19 protein-coding genes are annotated in these 21,358 nt (G+C 72.3%); 12 read left to right on the top strand and 7 right to left on the bottom strand.

What is annotated here, in order from left to right:
* Positions 1 to 4 precede the first annotated feature (4 nt).
* The gene (locus OG389_RS10875; protein WP_328298270.1) at positions 5 to 769 is read left to right on the top strand and encodes a hypothetical protein; all 765 of its coding nucleotides are present in this window, start codon (positions 5 to 7) and stop codon (positions 767 to 769) included.
* Between the two features lie 82 nt (positions 770 to 851).
* On the opposite strand, the gene pspAA is transcribed toward OG389_RS10875, so the two are convergent.
* Complete coding sequence (pspAA, locus tag OG389_RS10870; protein WP_328298269.1) at positions 852 to 1,130, bottom strand: PspA-associated protein PspAA; 279 nt, start codon at positions 1,128 to 1,130, stop codon at positions 852 to 854.
* A 13-nt stretch (positions 1,131 to 1,143) separates the two neighbouring features.
* A complete protein-coding gene (locus tag OG389_RS10865; protein ID WP_328298268.1) occupies positions 1,144 to 1,938 on the bottom strand; it encodes a PspA/IM30 family protein in 795 nt (264 codons plus the stop codon).
* Between the two features lie 241 nt (positions 1,939 to 2,179).
* Here OG389_RS10865 and OG389_RS10860 point away from each other — a divergent pair, with 241 nt between their 5' ends.
* Both OG389_RS10860 and OG389_RS10855 read left to right on the top strand, forming a co-directional pair.
* Positions 2,180 to 2,779 (top strand): DUF3043 domain-containing protein, encoded by a 600-nt coding sequence (locus OG389_RS10860; protein ID WP_328298267.1) that lies wholly within the window; start codon positions 2,180 to 2,182, stop codon positions 2,777 to 2,779.
* A gap of 89 nt (positions 2,780 to 2,868) precedes the next feature.
* Positions 2,869 to 3,591 carry a class I SAM-dependent methyltransferase gene (locus OG389_RS10855; RefSeq protein ID WP_328298266.1) on the top strand — a complete coding sequence of 241 codons (723 nt, stop codon included), beginning with the start codon at positions 2,869 to 2,871 and terminating at the stop codon, positions 3,589 to 3,591.
* A gap of 118 nt (positions 3,592 to 3,709) precedes the next feature.
* On the opposite strand, the gene OG389_RS10850 is transcribed toward OG389_RS10855, so the two are convergent.
* Entirely contained in the window at positions 3,710 to 3,922 is a 213-nt protein-coding gene (locus OG389_RS10850) for a hypothetical protein (protein ID WP_328298265.1), read from the bottom strand.
* Between the two features lie 104 nt (positions 3,923 to 4,026).
* Between OG389_RS10850 and OG389_RS10845 the strand changes: the two genes are divergently transcribed.
* The 7 genes from OG389_RS10845 to OG389_RS10815 all read left to right on the top strand — a co-directional run bounded on the left by OG389_RS10845 (position 4,027) and on the right by OG389_RS10815 (position 14,473).
* Positions 4,027 to 5,232, top strand: coding sequence for a bifunctional adenosylcobinamide kinase/adenosylcobinamide-phosphate guanylyltransferase (locus OG389_RS10845; RefSeq protein ID WP_328298264.1), 1,206 nt, complete (start codon positions 4,027 to 4,029; stop codon positions 5,230 to 5,232).
* Between the two features lie 97 nt (positions 5,233 to 5,329).
* Positions 5,330 to 6,391, top strand: a complete 1,062-nt coding sequence (gene cobT, locus OG389_RS10840; RefSeq protein WP_328298263.1) for a nicotinate-nucleotide--dimethylbenzimidazole phosphoribosyltransferase — start codon at positions 5,330 to 5,332, stop codon at positions 6,389 to 6,391.
* A gap of 263 nt (positions 6,392 to 6,654) precedes the next feature.
* A complete protein-coding gene (locus OG389_RS10835) occupies positions 6,655 to 8,391 on the top strand; it encodes a phosphatidylglycerol lysyltransferase domain-containing protein (RefSeq protein ID WP_443059245.1) in 1,737 nt (578 codons plus the stop codon).
* A complete protein-coding gene (locus OG389_RS10830) occupies positions 8,388 to 9,155 on the top strand; it encodes a hypothetical protein (RefSeq protein ID WP_328298261.1) in 768 nt (255 codons plus the stop codon). The genes OG389_RS10835 and OG389_RS10830 overlap by 4 nt, the downstream gene beginning before the upstream one ends.
* Before the next feature lie 71 nt (positions 9,156 to 9,226).
* The gene (locus OG389_RS10825) at positions 9,227 to 10,405 is read left to right on the top strand and encodes a sensor histidine kinase (protein ID WP_328303665.1); all 1,179 of its coding nucleotides are present in this window, start codon (positions 9,227 to 9,229) and stop codon (positions 10,403 to 10,405) included.
* A gap of 57 nt (positions 10,406 to 10,462) precedes the next feature.
* Entirely contained in the window at positions 10,463 to 11,182 is a 720-nt protein-coding gene (locus OG389_RS10820; protein WP_328298260.1) for a response regulator transcription factor, read from the top strand.
* A 159-nt stretch (positions 11,183 to 11,341) separates the two neighbouring features.
* Positions 11,342 to 14,473: an efflux RND transporter permease subunit gene (locus OG389_RS10815; RefSeq protein WP_328298259.1), complete on the top strand. Its 3,132-nt coding sequence runs from the start codon at positions 11,342 to 11,344 to the stop codon at positions 14,471 to 14,473.
* An 80-nt stretch (positions 14,474 to 14,553) separates the two neighbouring features.
* Here OG389_RS10815 and nadA read toward each other — a convergent pair whose 3' ends face one another.
* Positions 14,554 to 15,756 (bottom strand): quinolinate synthase NadA, encoded by a 1,203-nt coding sequence (gene nadA / locus OG389_RS10810; RefSeq protein WP_328298258.1) that lies wholly within the window; start codon positions 15,754 to 15,756, stop codon positions 14,554 to 14,556.
* A gap of 296 nt (positions 15,757 to 16,052) precedes the next feature.
* Between nadA and erpA the strand changes: the two genes are divergently transcribed.
* Positions 16,053 to 16,409, top strand: coding sequence for an iron-sulfur cluster insertion protein ErpA (gene erpA, locus OG389_RS10805; protein WP_214949940.1), 357 nt, complete (start codon positions 16,053 to 16,055; stop codon positions 16,407 to 16,409).
* A gap of 111 nt (positions 16,410 to 16,520) precedes the next feature.
* Here erpA and OG389_RS10800 read toward each other — a convergent pair whose 3' ends face one another.
* Positions 16,521 to 17,981, bottom strand: a complete 1,461-nt coding sequence (locus OG389_RS10800; RefSeq protein WP_328298257.1) for a hypothetical protein — start codon at positions 17,979 to 17,981, stop codon at positions 16,521 to 16,523.
* A gap of 79 nt (positions 17,982 to 18,060) precedes the next feature.
* On the bottom strand, positions 18,061 to 18,306 hold the full coding sequence (locus OG389_RS10795) for a hypothetical protein (RefSeq protein ID WP_328298256.1): 246 nt from the start codon (positions 18,304 to 18,306) through the stop codon (positions 18,061 to 18,063).
* Positions 18,307 to 18,439: 133 nt separating this feature from the next.
* Here OG389_RS10795 and OG389_RS10790 point away from each other — a divergent pair, with 133 nt between their 5' ends.
* Complete coding sequence (locus OG389_RS10790) at positions 18,440 to 19,417, top strand: carbohydrate kinase family protein (protein ID WP_328298255.1); 978 nt, start codon at positions 18,440 to 18,442, stop codon at positions 19,415 to 19,417.
* A gap of 334 nt (positions 19,418 to 19,751) precedes the next feature.
* Here the strand turns inward: OG389_RS10790 and OG389_RS10785 are convergent, their stop codons facing one another.
* Complete coding sequence (locus OG389_RS10785; protein WP_328298254.1) at positions 19,752 to 21,131, bottom strand: cysteine desulfurase/sulfurtransferase TusA family protein; 1,380 nt, start codon at positions 21,129 to 21,131, stop codon at positions 19,752 to 19,754.
* Between the last annotated feature and the right edge of the window lie 227 nt (positions 21,132 to 21,358).

Here is a 21,358-nt window from a genome sequence, read left to right as displayed (position 1 = left end):
TGTCATGGGTCACTGGTGGTACCGCAACATTATGGAGCCGGGGAAGCTCCCGCTGCTCCTCGCCCTGGTCTCCTTCGTGCTGTCCTTCCTGGTCACGCGCGTGATCACCCGGACGATCCGGGCGGGACGCGGCCCCTTCAAGAACGTCACCCCCGGAGGGCTGCACATCCACCACGTCGTACCGGGCGTGATCCTCGTGATCATCGGTGGCTTCGGTGCGATCGGCAGCAGCCGGCACAGTTTCGGGGCGGGACTGTCGGCCGTGATCTTCGGGCTGGGCGCGGGACTGGTGCTGGACGAGTTCGCGCTGATCCTGCACCTGGACGACGTCTACTGGAGCGAGCAGGGTCGCAAGAGCGTGGAGATCGTGGTCCTGACGGCGGCGATCGTCGCGCTGGTGCTGGGCGGTTTCCTGCCGTTCGGGGTCAACGACCTCAGCGCGGAGGAGCGGCACAGCCGCGGTCTCGTGGTCATGAACACGGCGACCAACTTCTTCCTGGCCCTGATCGCCCTGTGGAAGGGCAAACCGCGCACCGCGTTCTTCGGCACGGTCATCCCCTTCGTCGCGCTGATCGGCGCGATCCGGCTGGCCCGGCCCGGCTCCCCGTACGCCAAGAAGTTCTACGCGAACCGGCCGAAGGCCCGTGCAAAGGCCGGACTCCGCGCCTTCCACCACGACCGCCGGTGGGCGGCGCCGCGCCGCAAGTTCGAGAACTTCATCGGCGGGACCCCGGACCCCGAGCGGGCTTCCGACACCGAGATGCGCTGACGCGGCAGAAGGGCCCGCCCCGGGTGGGGCGGGCCCTTCTCGTACGTCCTGCGGCCGGTGGCCCGTGTCCTGTTGCCTCGACTCAGCCCGGGATCAGGCCGTCGTCGCTGAGCATCTCCCGGACCTCGTCCAGCGAGGCGTCGGGCGCGGGCAGGATCAGCTCGGACGGCTCCAGCGCGTCGTCGGGCAGCGGCTCGCCGAGGCGGCGCACGGCGTCGAGCAGTTCGCCCAGCGTGCGCCGGAAGCCCTCCTCGTCACCGCTCTCCATCTCCGCGAGCAGCACGTCGTCCAGCTTGTTGAGCTCGGTGAAGTGGCTGTCCGCCAGCTTCACCTGACCTTCCCCCATGATGCGGACAATCATGCCGGGCCCCGTCCTACTGCTTGTCGAACCGGTGCTGGGTCTGCGACTGCTGGCCGGCGCCCGGGGCGCCGCCCTCGATGGCCTGCTGCTGGGCGGAGGGACCGCCCGCCAGCTCGGCCTTCATCCGCTGGAGCTCCAGCTCCACGTCGGTCCCGCCCGAGAGGCGGTCCAGCTCGGCCTGGATGTCGTCCTTGGACCCGAGGCCGCTCTGGTCGTCGAGCGCGCCGGAGGCCAGCAGCTCGTCGATCGCGCCGGCGCGGGCCTGCAGCTGCGCCGTCTTGTCCTCGGCGCGCTGGATGGCGAGTCCGACGTCGCTCATCTCCTCGGAGATGCCGGAGAAGGACTCGGCGATCCGCGTCTGCGCCTGGGCGGCCGTGTACGTGGCCTTGATGGTCTCCTTCTTGGTGCGGAAGGCGTCCACCTTGGCCTGCAGGCGCTGCGCGGCGAGGGTCAGCTTCTCCTCCTCGCCCTGCAGGGTCTGGTGCTGCACCTCCAGGTCGCTGACCTGCTGCTGCAGCGAGGCGCGGCGGGACAGGGCCTCGCGGGCCAGGTCCTCGCGGCCCAGCGCCAGCGCCTTGCGGCCCTGGTCCTCCAGCTTGCTGGACTGGCCCTGGAGCTGGTTGAGCTGCAGCTCCAGCCGCTTGCGGGAGGTCGCCACGTCGGCGACGCCCCGGCGCACCTTCTGAAGCAGCTCCAGCTGCTTCTGGTACGAGTAGTCGAGGGTTTCGCGCGGGTCCTCGGCCCGGTCCAGGGCCTTGTTCGCCTTCGCGCGGAAGATCATCCCCATACGCTTCATGACACCGCTCATGGGCTTCGCGCGCCCCCTTCTAGACGGACTTCGCTCCAGGTCACCAACAGAACCCACAGTACGGGCCCTGCCTCTATTACCGCACTGTTCGAGCACGGATGCGCTCCTCCTCCAGGACGAGTGCTCCGCCGCCGTGTCAGGCGTAAGGAGTAGGTGCTTCCTCAGGGAAGACGCCCGCCGTTGCCGGATCGTTCCCCACCGGAACGGGGCCCGTGTCCGCAACCACGTACCCTTGGGTTTTGTGTTTGGTAGCCGATCCTCCAAGGAAGAGAAGGACGCCGCCACCGACAAGGTGAGCGCCGACCTCTCGCAGCCCCGTGACCCGCAGGCCCCGAAGGGCCGCCCGACGCCGAAGCGTGCTGTGGCCCAGTCGCAGCGCAAGGCCGTGGTGGCCTCGACCGGCAATCGCAAGGAGGATGCCAAGCGAGCTCGTGAGCGCCGCCGGGTCGAGATGGCCAGGCAGCGCGAGGCCCTCGCCAATGGTGACGAGCGTTATCTGCCCAACCGCGACAAGGGTCCCGTCCGCCGCTTCGTACGCGACTTCGTGGACTCCCGCTTCTCCGTCGCCGAGATGTTCCTGCCGCTGGCCGTGATCATCCTGGTGCTCAGCATGGTGCGGGTGCAGAACCTCCAGAACATCGCGCTGCTGCTCTGGCTCGGCGTGATCGCGCTGATCCTCGTCGACTCCGTCGGCATGTTCATCCGGCTGCGCAGCGCGCTGAACAAGCGCTTCCCGGACGAGCCCAAGCGCGGCGCCGTCGCGTACGGCCTCATGCGCACGCTCCAGATGCGCCGGCTGCGTCTGCCCAAGCCGCAGGTCAAGCGCGGGGAACGACCCTGAGCCGAGGGGCGCCCGGAGCGTCCGGCGGGGGCGGATTCACCGACGGGTCCCGGCTGTGGCTCGAAGGTCTGGGCGGGCTCCGCAACGCCGTGCGCCAGGAGCTCGTCGGCCGCCAGGTCGACGAGCAGGTCGCGAGCCGCTTCCCCGTCGGGCAGCGGCTGCGCGTCCTCGACGTGGGCATGGGCCAGGGGACGCAGGCGCTGCGCCTGGCCCGCGCCGGCCACATGGTGACGGGCCTGGAGCAGGACCCCGCCATGCTGGCCGTGGCTCGTGAGGTACTGGCCGCCGAGCCCGCCGGGATCCAGGACCGCGTCCGGCTGATGGAGGGCGACGGCCGGGAGACCGGCGCGCACTTCCTGCCGGGCAGCTTCGACGTGGTGCTGTGCCACGGCGTGCTCATGTACGTGCCCGAGCCGGACGCCATGCTCGCCGGGCTCGCCCGGATGCTGGCCCCCGGCGGACTGCTGTCCCTGCTGGTGCGCAACGGCGACGCGCTCGCCATGCGGCCCGGCCTGGAAGGCGACTGGACGGCCGCACTGGCCGCCTTCGACACCGTCGCCTACACGAACCGGCTGGGCCTGGACGTGCGCGCCGACCGGCTGGCCACGCTGACCTCGACCCTGTCCGGGATCGGCGCCCCGCTGCAGACCTGGTACGGCGTACGCGTCTTCACCGACGGCACCGAGGCGGGGGCGGAGCTCCCCGGCGACGCGGAGTTGGAGCGGCTGCTCGCCGCCGAGGACCGCGCCGGGCGGACCGACCCGTACCGCGGGGCCGCAGCGCTGCTGCACCTGTGCGGCGTACGGGGCTGAGCGGCCGAACCCGGTACGCGCCGAACCCGGTACGCGCCGAACCTCGAACACGCCAGAGCCCGGACCCCCGCAGGGGTCCGGGCTCCCACGCACCCGGCTGTCGCGGGGCGGCGTCCGGTCAGAGCTCGGCGGCCTCGCGCAGGCTCATCGTGTACAGCTGGACCCCGCCGTCGTCGGACAGCTTCACCTGCTCGGTGCCGCCCTCCAGCAGGTCCTTCCAGTACTCCCCGATCCACGATTCGGCGTCGCCCTGCGTGGTGAACTCCTCCGGCACCACCGAGGGGCTCGTCTCACTGCCGTCGGCCGCCTCGAACCGCCACGTCCACGCCATGTCCGCCTCCGTTGCTCGTCCGCTTCTCACACGCTTCTCGCCTTGAGTGTGCCCGCAGACTAACCGGGCGCGCAGCAGTCCCGGCGACGCGGGAGGATCATCCTGTGGAACTCACTCTGCTCGGCACCGGCACCCCCGAAGGACTGCCCCGCCCCGGCTGTCCCTGCGCCGTCTGCGCGGTCTGCGTCGGGCCCCGGTCGCGCGCGGCCACCTCCGTGCTCGTGGACGGGGCACTGCTGCTCGACCTGACACCCGGAGCGGTGCTCGCGGGGGCCCGCGCGGGGCACTCCCTGGCCGGTGTGCGGCAGGTCCTGCTGACGCACCCGCACGACGGCCCGCCGGTCGAGCTTCCGCCGGGGCTGCCGGCGGCCGGGCGGGTGCCGGACGGGCGGGAGCTCGCGGTGATCTCCGGGCACCGGGTGCGGGCGGTGGCGATGGACGCCCCGGGCACCGGGTACGAGGTGACCGGGCCGGACGGCGCCCGGATGCTGTACCTGCCGCCCGGCGGGGCCCCCGCCGGAGTGAACGGGACCAGCGGCCGGAGCCCGTACGACGTGGTGCTCGCGGATGTGCTCGGCAGGCCCGAGGCATTGGCGCGGCTGCGGGCGAGCGGAGCGGTGGGCCCGGCCACGGACGTGATCGCCGTCCACCTGGACCACGACACCCCGCCGGGCGCGGAACTGCTGCGCCGGTGCGCGGCGGCGGGCGCGAGGGTGCTGCCGGACGGGACGACGGTGGTGGCCGGGGAGTACCGGGTGCTGCCCGAGGTGCCGCGCCGGACCCTGGTGCTGGGCGGGGCCCGGTCGGGCAAGTCGTACGAGGCGGAGCGCCGGCTGGCCGGCTACCCGGAGGTCGTCTACGTCGCCACGGGCGGTACGCGGGAGGGCGACCCCGAATGGGCCTCGCGGATCGGCCTCCACCGGGAGCGCCGGCCCTCGTCCTGGCGCACGGTGGAGACCTGCGACCTGGTGCCGCTGCTGGCACAGGAGGGACCGGCGCTGCTGATCGACTGCCTGGCGCTGTGGCTGACGGACGCGATGGACCGGGTGGGGGCGTGGGACGACGCGGTCTGGGCGGATCGGGGCGCCAAGGAGCTCAGGGAACGGACCGCGGAGCTCGTGGCCGCGGTCCGCGCGACCCGCCGCCCGGTGGTACTGGTCAGCAACGAGGTGGGCTCGGGCGTGGTCCCCGCGACCGCGTCGGGGCGCCGCTTCCGGGACGAACTGGGGAGGCTGAACGCGGGGGTCGCCGACGAGTGCGAGCACGTGCTGCTGGTGGTCGCGGGGCAGGCGCTGGTGCTGAAGGAGTAGCCCCGCGGCAGCCCGGTCACAGCTCCGCGGTGCGCGGTCGGGCGCCTGACCCCGAGGCCGTTCTGGGCCGTTGGGGGTCCGCTGTACTCTCTGGCAGATGACCACGCTGAATCTCGACGACTTCTCCGATCTGATCGAGCGCCCCGACGGGGGCGTGCGGCGTGACGCCGAGGAACGCCGTGAACGGCAGGCCGTGCCGGCCGGGGCGCTGGGGCGGCTCGACGAACTCGCCGAGTGGCTCGCCGCCGCGCAGGGGCGCGTGCCGGTCCAGCCGATCGTGTGTCCGCGCGTCGTGCTGTTCGCCGCCGACCACGGGGTCGCCGCCGAGGGCGTGTCCGTCCGGCCCGCCGGCAGCGCCCACGAGCTGGTGCGCTCGGTCCTCGACGGGAAGAGCCCGGTGGCGATCCTGGCCGCGCGGCTCGGCGCCTCGGTGCGGATCGTCGACGCCGGTCTGGCCTGCGACCCGGGGCTGTTGCCGGAGGAGATCACCAAGCACCGCGTACGGAGCGGCAGCGGGCGGATCGACGTGGAGGACGCGCTCACGGCCGAGGAGGCCGCGCAGGCGCTGCGGCTCGGGATGCGGATCGCGGACGAGGAGGCCGACTCCGGGACCGACCTGGTCGTCCTCGGAGACCTGAGCGTCGGCGGGACCACCGTCGCCGCCACCCTCGTCGCCGCCCTGTGCGGCACCGACGCCTCCGTGGTCACCGGCCGCGGCGGCGTACCGATCGACGACCTGACCTGGATGCGCAAGTGCGCGGCGATCCGCGACGCGCTGCGACGCGCCCGGCCCGTCCTCGGGGATCAGGTCGCACTGCTGGCCGCCGTCGGTGGTGCGGACGTCGCCGCGATCACCGGCTTCCTGCTCCAGTGCGCGGTGCGCCGCACCCCCGTCATCCTCGACGGAGTCGTCTCGGCGGCCTGCGGACTGGTGGCCCAACGGGCCGCTTTCCGGGCCCCGGACTGGTGGCTGGCCGGACACGCCAGTGGGGAGCCCGGCCAGGCCAAGGCCCTGGACCGGATGGCGCTCAACCCGGTGCTCGACCACGGCGTCACTGTGGGAGAAGGAACCGGGGCGTTGCTGGCACTTCCCCTCGTCCAGGCGGCCGCCGCACTCGCGGCGGAGCTCCCGGAGAGGGCCGTCGAGCCGGCCGAATGAGTCACCGGGGCCCGTGGTCCTGACCAGGCCGTGGCCCCCGGGGCAGCCGAGCTCGGACCGCGATGCCCCATATCATCGCTTTTATGGGAGAGGTCCGTTTGACCAGCGCAGAGACCGAGCGGAAGACCGACCGAGGAACCGGTGGGGATCCGAGCGGCAACGGCAAACCAGGGGGCGGCCGGGAACCCGGCCAGGGGAACGGCCAGGGGAACACCCGGGAGGGTGGGCGGGGAAGCCTCCGATCGAGGCGAAGCGCCACCTTCGTGGTCTGGTACCTGCGCGCCGTCACCTTCGTCAACCTGCTCAGCGCGGTGTGGTTCTCGCTCGGGCAGGACCTGCGCCGGCACAGCACCGCCGATTTCTACACCCCGTACCTGCTCACGGCGGGCTTCGCCTCCGCGGCGTTCTCGCTGCTGCTCACCGTCACCATGGGCCGCCGCAAGCGGGCGGCCTGGATCCTGAACCTCGTCCTCAGCGGCCTGTTGCTGGTGGCCTTCGCCATGGCCGCCGTCGCCTCCTTCACCCCGTGCTCGGGCGGCACGTACGAGTTCTGCTATCCGGAGTTCCGCGGGCACGCCCAGAACTGGGTGGCCTTCGGGCTGACCGCGCTCTTCGTCGGCGCCCTGCTGCTGGGCCGCCGGGAGTTCTACGCCAAGGGCGACCGCTCCAACCCACTGCTGGCCAGCCTGGTCGCCTCCGTGGGCCTGCTGGTGACCTCCCTGGTCGCCGCGCTCCTCGTCGGCGCCACCAACACCGACCCGGACGCCGCCGACGCCACGTTCCTGGCCCGCTGGCGGTACGGCGTGATGCGGCTGGTCACCCTGGCCCCCGACGACAAGGCGTACAACTCCATCACCACCCCGGGCTGGGTGGACGTCACCATCAACGTGATGTCGACGCTGCTGCTGCTCGCCGTGCTGTTCGCGGCCTTCCGCTCGCGCCGCGCCGTGGACCCGCTCGGCGAGGAGGACGAGGAGAAGCTGCGCGTCCTGCTCGCCCGGCACGGCGACCGCGACTCCCTCGGCTACTTCGCGCTGCGCCGCGAGAAGTCCGTCATCTGGTCCCCGACCGGCAAGGCCGCCGTCACCTACCGCGTCGTCGGCGGCGTCTCGCTGGCCTCCGGCGACCCGATCGGCGACCCCGAGGCCTGGCCCGGAGCCATCGAGCCGTGGCTGGCCGAGGCCCGCGAGCACGGCTGGGTGCCGGCGGTGATGGGCGCGAGCGAGGAAGCCGGGCAGATCTACGCCCGGCACGGACTGGACGCGCTGGAACTGGGCGACGAGGCCATCGTCGAAACCGACGAGTTCACCCTGGAGGGCCGTGCCATGCGGACCGTCCGCCAGGCGTACAACCGCGTCAAGCGGGCCGGGTACACGGTCCGCATCCGCCGCCACGCCGACATCCCGTCCGACGAGATGGACGTGCTCCTGCTGCGCGCCGACGACTGGCGCGACGGCGCGACCGAGCGCGGCTTCTCGATGGCACTGGGCCGGCTGGGCGATCCCGGCGACGGCCAGTGCGTGATGCTGGAGTGCTTCGACGGGGACGGCCGGCTGCGGGCCGTGCTGTCCTTCGTGCCGTGGGGACCCAAGGGCCTGTCGCTGGATCTGATGCGCCGTGACCGGGATTCGGAGAACGGTCTGATGGAGTTCATGGTCATCGAACTCCTGGAACGTTCAAAGGAGATCGGGGTCACACAAGTCTCGCTCAACTTCGCCATGTTCCGATCCGTCTTCGAGCGTGGGTCGAAGCTCGGCGCCGGTCCCGTGCTGCGCATGTGGCGCTCGCTGCTGAGCTTCTTCTCGCGCTGGTGGCAGATCGAGTCCCTCTACCGGGCCAACGCCAAATACCGGCCGATCTGGGAACCGAGGTTCATGCTCTTCGAGAAGAGCTCGGACCTGCTGCGGATCGGCATCGCGGCGGGCCGGGCCGAGGGCTTCCTGGAAGCACCCGGGCTGCCGAAGTGGATGCACCGCAGACATCTGGAGAGCAAGCGTTGACGACTGCCTCACTGCGGCGGTTCGCCCGCCGCGAGTGGGGGCCCCTGTACTGGACGGTCCGGGACGCGCTCGTCCACGACAAGTGGCGGGCGATCCCCATGACCATCGGCGCGGTCTGCCTGACCTCGGTCTTCCAGATCGTGCAACAGACGTCATGGGGCTTCCAGCCGGTCCAGAACCTCGGGTCGGTCAAAGCCGTCGACCCGCTCTGGCTGGCCCTCCTGCGGACCCCCCTGTCGCTGTTCGTACCGGCGCTGGACCTGCCGGTGTGGGGTGCGCTCGCCCAGATCCTGCTCGTCTTCGGGATCTCGGAGATCTGCATCGGCTGGTGGCGCACGCTGGCCATCGGCTACGTGGCCACCCTGGCCGGGACCACGTACGCGCGGATCGGGCTCTCGCTCGGCGCCGACCACCCCTTCGGCCTGCCCGTGTCGGACCGGATCGTCAACGACACCGGGCCCTCGGCGGCGGTGGTCGGGCTCGCGATCTACGTCTGCTGGCGCTACCGGGCGTACGTGACCGGGTCCGTGGTCATCGTGGTGATGATCGGCGAGCTGCTGTTCAAGGACAACCTGGCGGGCAAGGAACACCTGGCGGCCATCGCCTCGGTGATGGCGATCTGCTTCGTCCGCGCGAAGTGGGGTCCGGAGCGTTCCCGCACCCCGCTGGGGCAGCGCCCGCCCGTGGCGCCACCCGCGTCCCAGCCCCCGGCGCCACCCGCGACCCCGCCCTCAACGCCTCCCGCACCGCCGCCCCGGGGCTGAGAACGGGCGCGGGGCCGTACCGTATCGGGGTGACGACACACCTCGGGCCGTTCGCCCCCACACGGCAGTGGATGCGGGACCATCCGCTGGCCACCGACGCCGCACTCGCGCTCGGGGCGCTCGTCTCCATGGTCGTCGGGTCCTTCGCCAACCCGCACGGGGCGCACGGGCCGACCTTCGGGACCCGCACCCCCGAGACGTTCTCGCTGGTCCTCATGGTGCTCGGCGCCGCCGCCCTGGTGCTGCGGCGCCGGCGGCCGCGCGCCGTACTGGCCGTGGCGATCGGGCTCTCGCTGCTGGAACTGACCACCGGGGAGCCGCGGGCCCCCGTGGCCATGTGCACGGTCATCGCCCTGTACACCCTGGCCTCCCGCACCGACCGCCCCACCACCTGGAAGGTCGGCCTCGTCACCATGGCCGGGCTGACGGGCGTGGCCATGCTGGCCGGCCCGCTGCCCTGGTACGCGCAGGAGAACATCGGCATCTTCGCCTGGACCGGCATGGCCGCGGCCGCGGGCGACGCGGTGCGCAGCCGCCGGGCGTTCATCGACGCCATACGGGAGCGGGCCGAACGGGCCGAGCGCACCCGCGAGGAGGAGGCCCGGCGCCGGGTCGCCGAGGAGCGCCTGCGCATCGCCCGGGACCTCCACGACGTGGTGGCCCACCACATCGCCCTGGTCAACGTGCAGGCGGGAGTGGCCGCGCACGTCATGGACAAGCGTCCGGACCAGGCCAAGGAGGCCCTGGCGCACGTACGGGACGCCAGCCGCTCGGCCCTCAACGAGCTCCGGGCGACCGTCGGGCTGCTGCGCCAGTCGGGCGACCCGGAGGCGCCGACCGAGCCCGCGCCGGGTCTGGCGCTCCTGGACGACCTCGTCGACACCTTCCGCAACGCCGGCCTCCCGGTGAAGGTCATGGTGCAGCTGGGCCAGGAGCAGGGCCCCCTGGCCGCCGCCGTGGACCTGGCGGCGTACCGGGTGATCCAGGAGGCGCTGACCAACGTGCGCAAGCACGCGGGCCCGGGGGCCGGCGCCGAGGTCAGCGTGGTCCGGGTGGGCGGTTCCGTCGAGGTGACCGTGCTGGACGACGGCGGCTCCGCGGCGGACCCCGCGCCCGAGCCCCGCGAACCCGGCGGCGGCCACGGCCTGCTCGGCATGCGCGAGCGGGCCGTCGCCCTGGGCGGCTCCTGCTTCGCGGGCCCCCGCTACGGCGGTGGCTACCGGGTCCACGCGATCCTCCCGGCGGCCTAGACCGGCTCCGACCGGGCCGTGGCGGTCCGGCGCTGGCCCCGTGCCTACTCTGACCGTATGACCCAGCCTGCCGAAGCCGCTCCCGCACGACGTGTACGCGTCCTCCTCGCCGACGACCAGGCACTGCTGCGCAGCGCGTTCAGGGTGCTCGTCGACTCCGAGCCCGACATGTGCGTGGTGGGGGAGGCGTCCGACGGGGCGCAGGCCTTCGAGCTGGCCCGCGGTCTGCGGCCCGACGTCGTGCTCATGGACATCCGGATGCCGGGCACCGACGGCCTCGCCGCCACCCGGCTGATCAGCGCCGATCCCGAACTGGCCGACGTGCGCGTGGTGATGCTGACGACCTTCGAGGTCGACGAGTACGTGGCCGCGGCCCTGCGGGCGGGCGCCTCCGGGTTCCTCGGCAAGGGTGCCGAGCCCGAGGAACTGCTCAACGCCATCCGCGTCGCGGCCGCCGGGGACGCGCTGCTCTCCCCGGCCGCGACCAAGGGGCTCATCGCCACCTTCCTCGCGCAGGGCGGCGGCGCCGGGGCCACCCCCGCCTCGGGCGCCGCCCACGCGCAGCGGCTCGCCGCGCTGACCGGACGCGAGCGCGAGGTCCTCGTACTCGTGGCGGCCGGCCTGTCCAACGATGAGATCGCCGGCCGGCTGGAAGTCAGCCCGCTCACCGTCAAGACCCACGTGAACCGGGCCATGTCCAAACTGGGCGCCCGTGACCGTGCCCAATTGGTGGTCATCGCGTACGAATCGGGACTAGTCCGACCCAGGGCGGAGTAGGCCCGCCTACTGCGGACGCGGTATGCCCGCGGTAAGGACGGGACCTGGGGCCGACGCCGGGATGCCCGCGCGCGGGAGAGGGTGGGGTGCCTTCGGGTGTGCCCGACGGCACGACTTCGTAGACGCCACTCACGTTCCTGCAGAGAGATCCCCATACCCATGTTCCGGCTGTCCCGCTTCAGCCTGGCCCAAAGGGCGTTGATCGGCCTCGTGTCGCTCGTCGCGCTCCTCTTCGGCGCCATTGCCATCCCGCAGCTCAAGCAGCAGCTGCTGCCCTCCATAGACCTGCCGATGGTGTCGGTGCTCGCGCCGTACCAGGGCGCCTCGCCCGACGTGGTGGAGAAGCAGGTCGTCGAGCCGATCGAGTCCCTGCTCAAGGGCGTCGACGGCATCACCGGCATCACCTCCACCGCCAGCGAGGGCAACGCCGTCATCATGGCGACCTTCGACTACGGCGACGACGGCACCAAGCAACTCGTCGCCGACGTCCAGCAGGCCGTCAACCGGGCCCGCGTCCGGCTGCCCGCCGAGGTGGACCCGCAGGTGATCGCCGGCTCCACGGACGACATGCCGACCGTGATCCTCGCCGTCACCTCCGACAAGGACCAGCAGGCGCTGGCCGACCAGCTGAACAAGTCCGTGGTCCCCGTCCTGGAGGACATCGCGGGCGTCGGCCAGGTCAGCGTCAACGGAGTCCGGGACCTCCAGGTCACCGTCACCCCGGACAACGCCAAGCTCGCCGCGGCCGGCCTCGACGGCGCCACGCTGGCCCAGGGCCTGCAGGCGGGCGGCGCCACCGTCCCCGCCGGCTCCTTCGACGAGGCGGGCAAGAACCGCACCGTGCGCGTCGGGTCGGGCTACACCTCGCTCGCCCAGCTGGAGGAGCTGCGCCTCACCGCCGGACCGGGCAAGCCGGCCGTCCGCCTCGGTGACGTGGCGAGCGTGAAGCAGGAACCGGCCAAGGCCGACTCCATCACCCGCACCAACGGCAAGCCCAGCCTCGCCCTCGTCCTCACCATGGACAAGGACGGCAGCGCCGTCGCGATCTCGGACGCCGTCAAGGACAAGCTGCCCGAACTCCGCTCCACCCTCGGCTCCGGCGCCGAGCTGGCCGTGGTCAGCGACCAGGGCCCGGCCGTCGCCAAGTCCATCTCGGGGCTGACCACCGAGGGCCTGCTCGGCCTGCTGTTCGCGGTCATCGTGATCCTGGTCTTCCTCGGCTCGCTGCGCTCGACGCTGGTCACCGCGGTCTCCATCCCGCTGTCCGTCGTCCTCGCACTGATCGTGCTGTGGACCCGCGACCTGTCCCTCAACATGCTGACGCTCGGCGCGCTCACCATCGCCATCGGCCGGGTCGTCGACGACTCGATCGTGGTCCTGGAGAACATCAAGCGTCACCTCGGCTACGGCGAGGAGCGCCAGAGCGCGATCATCACCGCGGTCAGGGAGGTGGCCGGTGCGGTCACCTCCTCCACGCTCACCACCGTGGCCGTCTTCCTGCCGATCGCCTTCGTCGGCGGTATGGTCGGCCAGTTCTTCGGCCCGTTCTCGATCACCGTCACCGCGGCCCTGCTGGCCTCGCTGATCGTGTCCCTGACGGTCGTGCCGGTGCTCTCGTACTGGTTCCTGCGCGCGCCGAAGGGCGTCCGCGAGGGCGACGCCGCCAGCATCGAGAAGGCTCGCCGCGAGGCCGAGGAGAAGGAGTCCCGCAGCAAGCTCCAGCAGTTCTACGTACGGGCCCTGAACCTGGTCACCCGCCGCCGGTTCGCCACCCTGGCCGTCGCCGTCGTGGTGTTCGTCGCGACGCTGGGCATGACCCCGCTGCTCAAGACGAACTTCTTCGACCAGGGCGAGCAGGAGACCCTGAACGTCAAGCAGGTGCTGCCCCCGGGCACCTCGCTGGCCGCCGCCGACGAGGCGAGCCGCAAGGTCGAGAAGGTCCTGGCCGACACCGAGGGCGTCGAGACCTACCAGGTCACCGTCGGCTCCTCCGGCTTCATGGCCGCCTTCGGCGGCGGCACCGGCTCCAACCAGGCCTCGTACGCCGTCACGCTGAAGAGCGCCGACGTCACCGACGCCGCCAAGAAGCACATCGAGACCGCCCTCAAGGGCCTCGACGGCATCGGTGACACCACCATCGCGGCGGGCGACGGCTTCGGCAGCCAGAACCTCAGCGTCGTCGTCAAGGCCGGCGACGCGGGCGTCCTGGCCCAGGCCGCCGAGCAGGTCCGCGCAGAGGTCGCCAAGATCTCGGACGTCACCGACGTGCAGAGCGACCTGTCCCAGTCCGTGCCCCGGATCTCCGTCACCGCGACCCCCAGGGCCGCGGAGTTCGGCCTGAACCAGGCCGCGCTCGGCGCGATCGTCGGCCAGGCCGTGCGGGGCAACCCGGCGGGCAAGGCCGTACTGGACAACACCGAGCGGGACATCGTCATCAGGTCCGCGCAGCCGGCCACCACCCTGGCCCAGCTGCAGGCGCTGCCCGTCGGCCCGGTCCGGCTCGGTGACATCGCCGAGGTCAAGGAGGTCCCCGGCCCGGTCGCGATGACCCGGATCGACGGCGCACGCGCCGCGACCATCACCGCGAAGCCGGTCGGCGACAACACCGGCGCCGTCAGCGCCACCCTGCAGTCGAAGATCAAGGCCCTGGACCTGCCCGCGGGCGCCACGGCCACCATCGGTGGCGTGGGGCAGGACCAGAGCGAGGCCTTCGGGCAGCTGGGCCTGGCCATGCTCGCGGCCATCGCGATCGTGTTCATGTTGCTGGTCGCGACGTTCCGCTCGCTGGTCCAGCCGCTGATCCTGCTGGTCTCCATCCCGTTCGCGGCCACCGGCGCGCTCGGTCTGCTCCTGGTCACCGGCACCCCCCTGGGCGTCCCGGCGATGATCGGCATGCTGATGCTCATCGGCATCGTCGTGACCAACGCGATCGTCCTGATCGACCTGGTCAACCAGTACCGGGCACAGGGCTACGGAGTCGTCGAGGCGGTCGTCGAGGGCGGTCGTCACCGCCTGCGCCCGATCCTGATGACGGCACTGGCGACGATCTTCGCGCTGCTCCCGATGGCGCTGGGCATCACGGGCGAGGGCGGGTTCATCTCGCAGCCGCTCGCGGTGGTCGTCATCGGCGGCCTGATCAGCTCCACCCTGCTGACGCTGCTGCTGGTGCCGACGCTCTACACGATGCTGGAGCTCCGCAAGGAGCGCCGGCGCGCGAAGAGGACGGCCCGGCTGACCGTGGTCCCGGCCCCGTCCGCCTCCTCGGAGGACGAGAGCCCGGTCAAGGTCTGACGCGACGGTCCGGCATGACGAAGGGCCGCCCCTCGCAGGAGAGGCGGCCCTTCGCTCGTTCCCGGGGGGAGCGGCGCCGGCTACGGAAGCGCGAGCATCCGCTCCAGGGCGAGCTTCGCGAAGCTCTCGGTCTCCTTGTCGACCTGGATCTGGTTGACAAGGTTGCCCTCGGCCAGGGACTCCAGGGTCCACACCAGGTGGGGGAGGTCGATGCGGTTCATCGTGGAGCAGAAGCAGACCGTCTTGTCGAGGAAGACGACTTCCTTGTCCTCGGCGGCGAAACGGTTCGCCAGGCGGCGCACCAGGTTCAGCTCGGTGCCGATGGCCCACTTGGAGCCGGCCGGGGCCGCCTCCAGCGCCTTGATGATGTACTCGGTGGAGCCGACGTAGTCCGCGGCCGCCACGACCTCGTGCTTGCACTCGGGGTGGACCAGCACGTTCACGCCGGGGATGCGGGCGCGCACGTCGTTGACCGAGTCGACCGAGAAGCGGCCGTGCACGGAGCAGTGGCCGCGCCACAGGATCATCTTGGCGCCGCGCAGCTGCTCGACGGTCAGGCCGCCGTTCGGCTTGTGCGGGTTGTAGAGCACGCAGTCGTCGAGGGACATGCCCATGTCGCGGACGGCGGTGTTGCGGCCCAGGTGCTGGTCCGGGAGGAAGAGCACCTTCTCGCCCTGCTCGAACGCCCAGTCCAGGGCCTTCTTGGCGTTGGACGACGTACAGATCGTGCCGCCGTGCTTGCCGGTGAAGGCCTTGATGTCGGCCGAGGAGTTCATGTACGAGACGGGGACCGTGCCGCCGGCGATGCCGGCCTCGGTCAGTACGTCCCAGCACTCCGCGACCTGCTCGGCGGTGGCCATGTCGGCCATCGAGCAGCCCGCGGCCAGGTCCGGCAGGACGACCTTCTGGTCGTCCGAGGTGAGGATGTCCGCGGACTCGGCCATGAAGTGGACGCCGCAGAAGACGATGTACTCGGCCTCCGGTCGGGCGGCCGCGTCCTTGGCGAGCTTGAAGGAGTCGCCGGTGACGTCGGCGAACTCGATGACCTCGTCACGCTGGTAGTGGTGGCCGAGGATGAAGACCTTGTCCCCGAGCTTCTCCTTCGCGGCGCGGGCGCGCGCCACCAGGTTCGGGTCCGACGGCGAGGGCAGGTCGCCGGGGCACTCCACCCCGCGCTCGCTCTTGGGGTCGGCCTCGCGGCCGAGCAGCAGCAGGGCGAGGGGCGTCGGCTGGACGTCCAAAGGCTGGTTGTCCAAAGGCTGGGCGGTGGTCACGACACGCACCCTTTCTGTTCTGCGACAAGGGACTTCTGAAGCCATCACTTCGACTTCTCGTCTATTTGACGCTATCTATCATAACTGCTTCACGTCACTTTGACGATGCCGATAGTGTCGATGTGACGAATTCGCCCGCCCGCTGTACGGGGTCGCCCCCGCGCGGGGGTGTGCGAGCATGGAATTTCTGAAACACGCGTCGGGTCGCGGAATGAATCCGCGGTCCCGCTCGTTGCCACCGACGGCAAGAGTCCGACGTTTCCCCGCCTTGGGTGGGGAGCCGCCCACTTCGGGAGTGAATGCAGATGTCCGTACAGGACGAAAAGACCACTGTGAGCGACGGCATCCTCCTGTCCGACGCCGCCGCCGAGAAGGTCAGGACCCTGCTGGAGCAGGAAGGCCGCGAGGACCTGGCGCTGCGCGTCGCCGTCCAGCCCGGCGGCTGCTCCGGCCTGCGGTACCAGCTCTTCTTCGACGAGCGCTCCCTCGACGGTGACGTCGTCAAGGACTTCGACGGTGTGAAGGTCGTCACGGACCGGATGAGCTCCCCGTACCTGCACGGTGCCTCCATCGACTTCGTGGACACCATCGAGAAGCAGGGCTTCACCATCGACAACCCCAACGCCACGGGCTCCTGCGCCTGCGGCGACTCCTTCAGCTAGGCACCGCTGAGCTCGTAGGCGCACGAGAGGGGCCCGTCCACGGAGATCCGTGGACGGGCCCCTCCCGCACTCCCGCACCTCGGGCGGCCCCCCGCGCCGCCCGAGGTGCGGCTACTGGCGGGGCAGTGCCTTGCCCGTCGTCGCGTCGATCACCTTCCGGTCGCCGAGCGGCTGCTGCAGCTGCGCCGTCACCGTCATGTCCTGCGCGATCATGATGCAGGCCCCACCCGGCTTGTTCGGGGTGTCCGTGATCTTCACCAGCACCGAATCGGCCTGCTCCCGGGCCTCCAGGGCGTACGTGCTGCACACCCCGCCCCAGAAGTTCACGGTCAGCGTCCGGTCGGCCGCGGTGTACGAGGTCCCGGGTGCGGTGAGTCCCTTCGCGGGCGGGACGACCGGGGGAGTCTCCCCGGCGAGCGCCGCCGGCTGGGCCACCGTGTGGCCGGGCCCGCCGTCCCGGCCCGCCACCTCGAACAGCCAGGCCGGGACCAGACCCCGGGCCCCGCCGACCGTGCCCGGGACCAGCCCGAGCGCGGCGCCCCGCACCGACTCCGTCCGCGGCGGCTTCATCGGCCGCGGCTCCGGATTGCACGGCAGGGTGTCCGTGGCGCCGACCGCGGTGTCCGGGGTCAGCGGGACGGACGTGGCACAGCCGCTCGGGCCGGGGCCCGTACCGTCAGCCGCCCCCCGGGTCTTCTCGTTGAGCCGGGCCAGCGCGTCCACGGCGCCGATCACCGGCTGCTCGGCGGCCTTCGCCGGAGCCTTCAGCTCGCCGCTGCCCGACACCACCCGGGAGTCCGCCCCGACGCCGATCCTGGTGGACCAGCCCTGCGTGGGCAGCCCGCCGATCACCGGATCGGCGGCCACCACGCGTACGGAGCCCTGCACGAGCCGGGCGTCGAGCTTGGCCGCGCCCTGGCCGACGGCCTCCAGTACGGGCGCGGCGGCGGCCTTGGCGGCGTCCTCCGGTACGGGCCCGCCCGCGGCGGCGCCGCCCTGGTCCTGGCCCTGCCCCTGGTCGCTCCCCATGCCCTGGGGGAGGGTGGCCGGGCCGCAGGTGTCCTTGCCGCGCTGGCAGTTGTCCCCGCCGCCGGGCTGGAAGCGGGAGAAGTTCCAGGTCCCGGGGGCCTTGAGGTTCACCGTGAGCCGGGGCCCGGAGCCGTCGGCGCCCTCCCCGGCCTGCCAGGTCCCACCGACCAGCCGGGGCGCACCGGAGATCCCCAGGGCCGCCGCCAGCCGCGCCACCTCGGCAGAGGTCACCTCACCGCTCACCGCGAAGGCCGGAGCCGTGGCCGGCCCGTCGGGCAGCCGGACATCGGCGGTGTACGTGACCCCGCCGCCGGAGGGATCGGGCTCGCCGGGGGCGATGCCGGGCCCGGACGGCCCGGGTGGCGAGGGGGCCACGCGCGGCGCGGAGGCCGCGCTGTCACCCGTACGCCCCTCGCCGTGCGCGACCGCGGCCCAGTACGCCGTGCCGCCGCCGGCCAGCAGGACGGCGGCCGCGATCGAGCCGACGGCCCAGGCCGGCCGCCGTCGTGTGGCACCTGATGCATCGGATTGTTCGCTGGTCACCGCATCGCTCCTTTGCCCGTCCCGCATGGGGTGATGATGCGGGTGTGACGGAACAGCGGCGGATCCGGTTCCCCCGGGCTCAGTACCCGTAGGCCGCCGTGGAGGCGATCAGCCGGGCCGAGGCCGCAGGGACCCGGATCCCGTGGATCTGCGAAGGGGCCACCCGGTCCGGACGGGGGTCCGCGGGAACCTGCCAGTGCGGGGCCATCCGGGCGCAGTCGCCCAGGAGCCGCTCGAAGCCGGGGCGCGCGCCGGCCGTCCGCTGGTCGCCACTCGCCGCGTTCTCGGAGGGCCAGGCGTACCCGAAGCCATCGGTGTAGGTCATGGGGCACGGTAAGCACGGCACCGCGGGCGAAGAAAGACCTACTTGGGGGTAGTTTCGGACGGTCGGCCTCACGCCCCCGAGCGGGTAGCTTTGAATGTCCCCCCTTGCCGTCCCTCGCAGGAGCGTCCACGCCGTGCGCATCGCAGTCACCGGCTCCATCGCCACCGACCACCTCATGACCTTCCCCGGCCGATTCGCCGACCAGCTGGTCGCGGATCAGCTGCACACGGTCTCCCTCTCCTTCCTCGTCGACAACCTCGACGTACGACGTGGCGGTGTCGGCCCGAACATCTGCTTCGGCATGGGCCAGCTGGGCGCCCGTCCGGTCCTCGTCGGCGCGGCCGGCTCCGACTTCGACGAGTACCGCGCCTGGCTCGACCGGCACGGCGTCGACACCCAGTCCGTACGGATCTCCGAGGTCCTGCACACCGCGCGCTTCGTCTGCACGACGGACGCCGACCACAACCAGATCGGCTCCTTCTACACGGGCGCGATGAGCGAGGCCCGCCTGATCGAGCTGAAGTCGGTCGCGGACCGCGTCGGCGGCCTGGACCTCGTCCTGATCGGTGCGGACGACCCCGAGGCGATGCTGCGCCACACGGAGGAGTGCCGCACGCGCGGGATCCCCTTCGCGGCGGACTTCTCGCAGCAGATCGCCCGGATGGACGGCGACAACATCCGCACCCTGATGGAGGGTGCGACGTACCTCTTCTCGAACGAGTACGAGAAGGGCCTCATCGAGGCGAAGTCCGGCTGGTCGGACGCGGAGATCCTGGCGAAGGTCGGCACGCGCGTCACCACCCTCGGCTCGAACGGCGTCCGCATCGACCGGGTCGGCCACGACCCGATCGTGGTCGGCTGCCCGGAGGAGACGGCGAAGGTCGACCCGACGGGCGTCGGCGACGCCTTCCGCGCCGGGTTCCTGACCGGGCTGGGCTGGGGCGTCGGCCTGGAGCGGGCGGCGCAGGTCGGCTGCATGCTGGCGACGCTGGTCATCGAGACCCTGGGCACGCAGGAGTACACCCTGGGCCGGGCGCACTTCATGGAGCGCTTCACGAAGGCGTACGGCGAGGACGCGGCGGCAGAAGTCCGCACCCACCTCCCCGCGTAACCCTCCCGGCCCGGGGTCCCCGGCGCCTCAAACGCCGGCGGGGCTGGATTTTCCAGCCCCGCCGGCGCTCGCGTGCGGGCTGACACCGGCCGAGTCCAGGGAACGGGCGAACTGGGGGTCCCCCCCCGGACGGATCCCGGGGGACGGGTAGGGGACACCCCCGCGGGGCCCACCACCCGCGGCCGAGGGCCGGAGACCGGCGTAACGGCCAGCCGGCCGGGCACGGCCCCCAGGGCCACCCGGAGGTGACGTCCCCGGCCCCGCACCGGGTCAGACGGCGCGGCGGGCCGGGTGTGCCGTGCCGGCCGGGGGAGTGGGCCGGCCCCGCACCGGGTCAGACGGCGCGGCGGATCGTGTAGGCCGTGCCGGTGGGGCGGGGGGACTCGCCCACGTAGGTCTGGCCGCGCATCGCGCACCACGCCGGAATGTCCAGCCGGGCGACCTCGTCGTCCGAAAGGACCGTCACCGTCCCCCCCACCGGCACCCGCCCGATCACCCGCGCCAGCTCGATCACCGGCTGCGGACACCGCAGCCCGAGCGCGTCCACCTCGAGTGACTCCGCGTCCGGGACGGACACCGCCGGTTCCACGGCGCCGAGTTGCTCCCGGACACCCGCCACCAGCCCGGGCAGGACCTCCAGGAAGCCGTTGACCTCCGCCGCCGTCGTGCCGGCCGGCAGGGACACCCGTACGTTCCCCTCCGACAGCACCCCCATCGCCCGCAGCACATGGGACGGCGTCAGCGTCGAGCTGGTGCACGAGGAGCCGGAGGAGACGGAGTACCCCGCCCGGTCCAGCCCGTGGAGCAGGGTCTCGCCGTCCACGTACAGGCAGGAGAACGTGACCAGGTGCGGGAGCCGCAGGTCCGGGTGGCCCACCACCTCCACGTCCGGAACCAGGCGGGCCACCCGCCGCCGCAGCCGGTCCACCAGCGTCCGCAGCCGGGCCGCCTCCGCCTGCGCCTCGGCGCGCACCGCCCGCAGGGAGGCCGCCGCCGCGACGGCCGCGGGGAGGTTGACGAAGCCGGGGGAGCGCCCCGACTCCCTTTCGTCGGCGGGACCTTGGGGGGAGTAGCGGACCCCCTTGCGGACCGCCAGCAGGCCGACCCCGGCCGGGCCGCCCCACTTGTGGGCGCTCGCGCACAGGACGGACCAGCTTCCGGGGACCGGCCCCCAGCCCAGCGACTGCGCCGCGTCCACCAGCAACGGGACCCCGGCGGCGGCGCACACCTCGGCCACCTCCGCCACCGGCTGGACGGTGCCCACCTCGTGGTTGGCCGACTGGAGGCACGCCAGCGCGGTGGACGGCCCCACACGCTCCCGGTAGGAGGAGGCGGAGACCCGTCCGAACCGGTCCACCGGGACCTCCTCGACCGTCCCGCCGCCCGCCGCGTGGACCTCCGCCGCATGCAGTACAGAACTGTGTTCCACCGCTGATACGACCAAATGCCCGCCGGTGCGCCGACGTCCCGCGAGCACCCCGGCCACGCCCGAGTGAACCGCGTGCGTCCCCGAAGGAGTGAACACGAGCTCGTCGGGGCGGCAGCCGACCGACTCCGCGGCCGCCTCCCGCGCCGCGTCCAGCAGCAGCCGGGCCCGCCGTCCCTCGCGGTACAGCCGGGCCGGGTCGGCCCAGCCCTCGTCGAGGGAGGCCTGGAGAGCCTGCCGGGCCACGGGGTGCAGCGGGGCGGCGGACGCGGTGTCGAAGTACGGCATCCGGTCACGCTAACCGGCCGCCGCGCCAGCGCGTCGGCCGGCCGAGGTCAGGGGCCGTCAGATGTCGTCCGGACCGGGCCATTCGGGGCCGTTTGGGCCGTCCCCCGTACGGCGGATCCATCCCTTCGGGGTCAGTAACGGCGCGTTGGGCACCCTCCCCGCGCGACCCCAAATAGCGTCCAGTAGGGTTTGGTCCGCATAAACATCCAAACCCCTGCCTGCGTCAG

The sequence above is a fragment of the Streptomyces sp. NBC_00435 genome, assembly GCF_036014235.1.
GTDB lineage: Bacteria > Actinomycetota > Actinomycetes > Streptomycetales > Streptomycetaceae > Streptomyces.
Note: the sequence above shows the minus strand (reverse complement) of the source record. Positions and strands in the feature narration are given on the sequence as shown.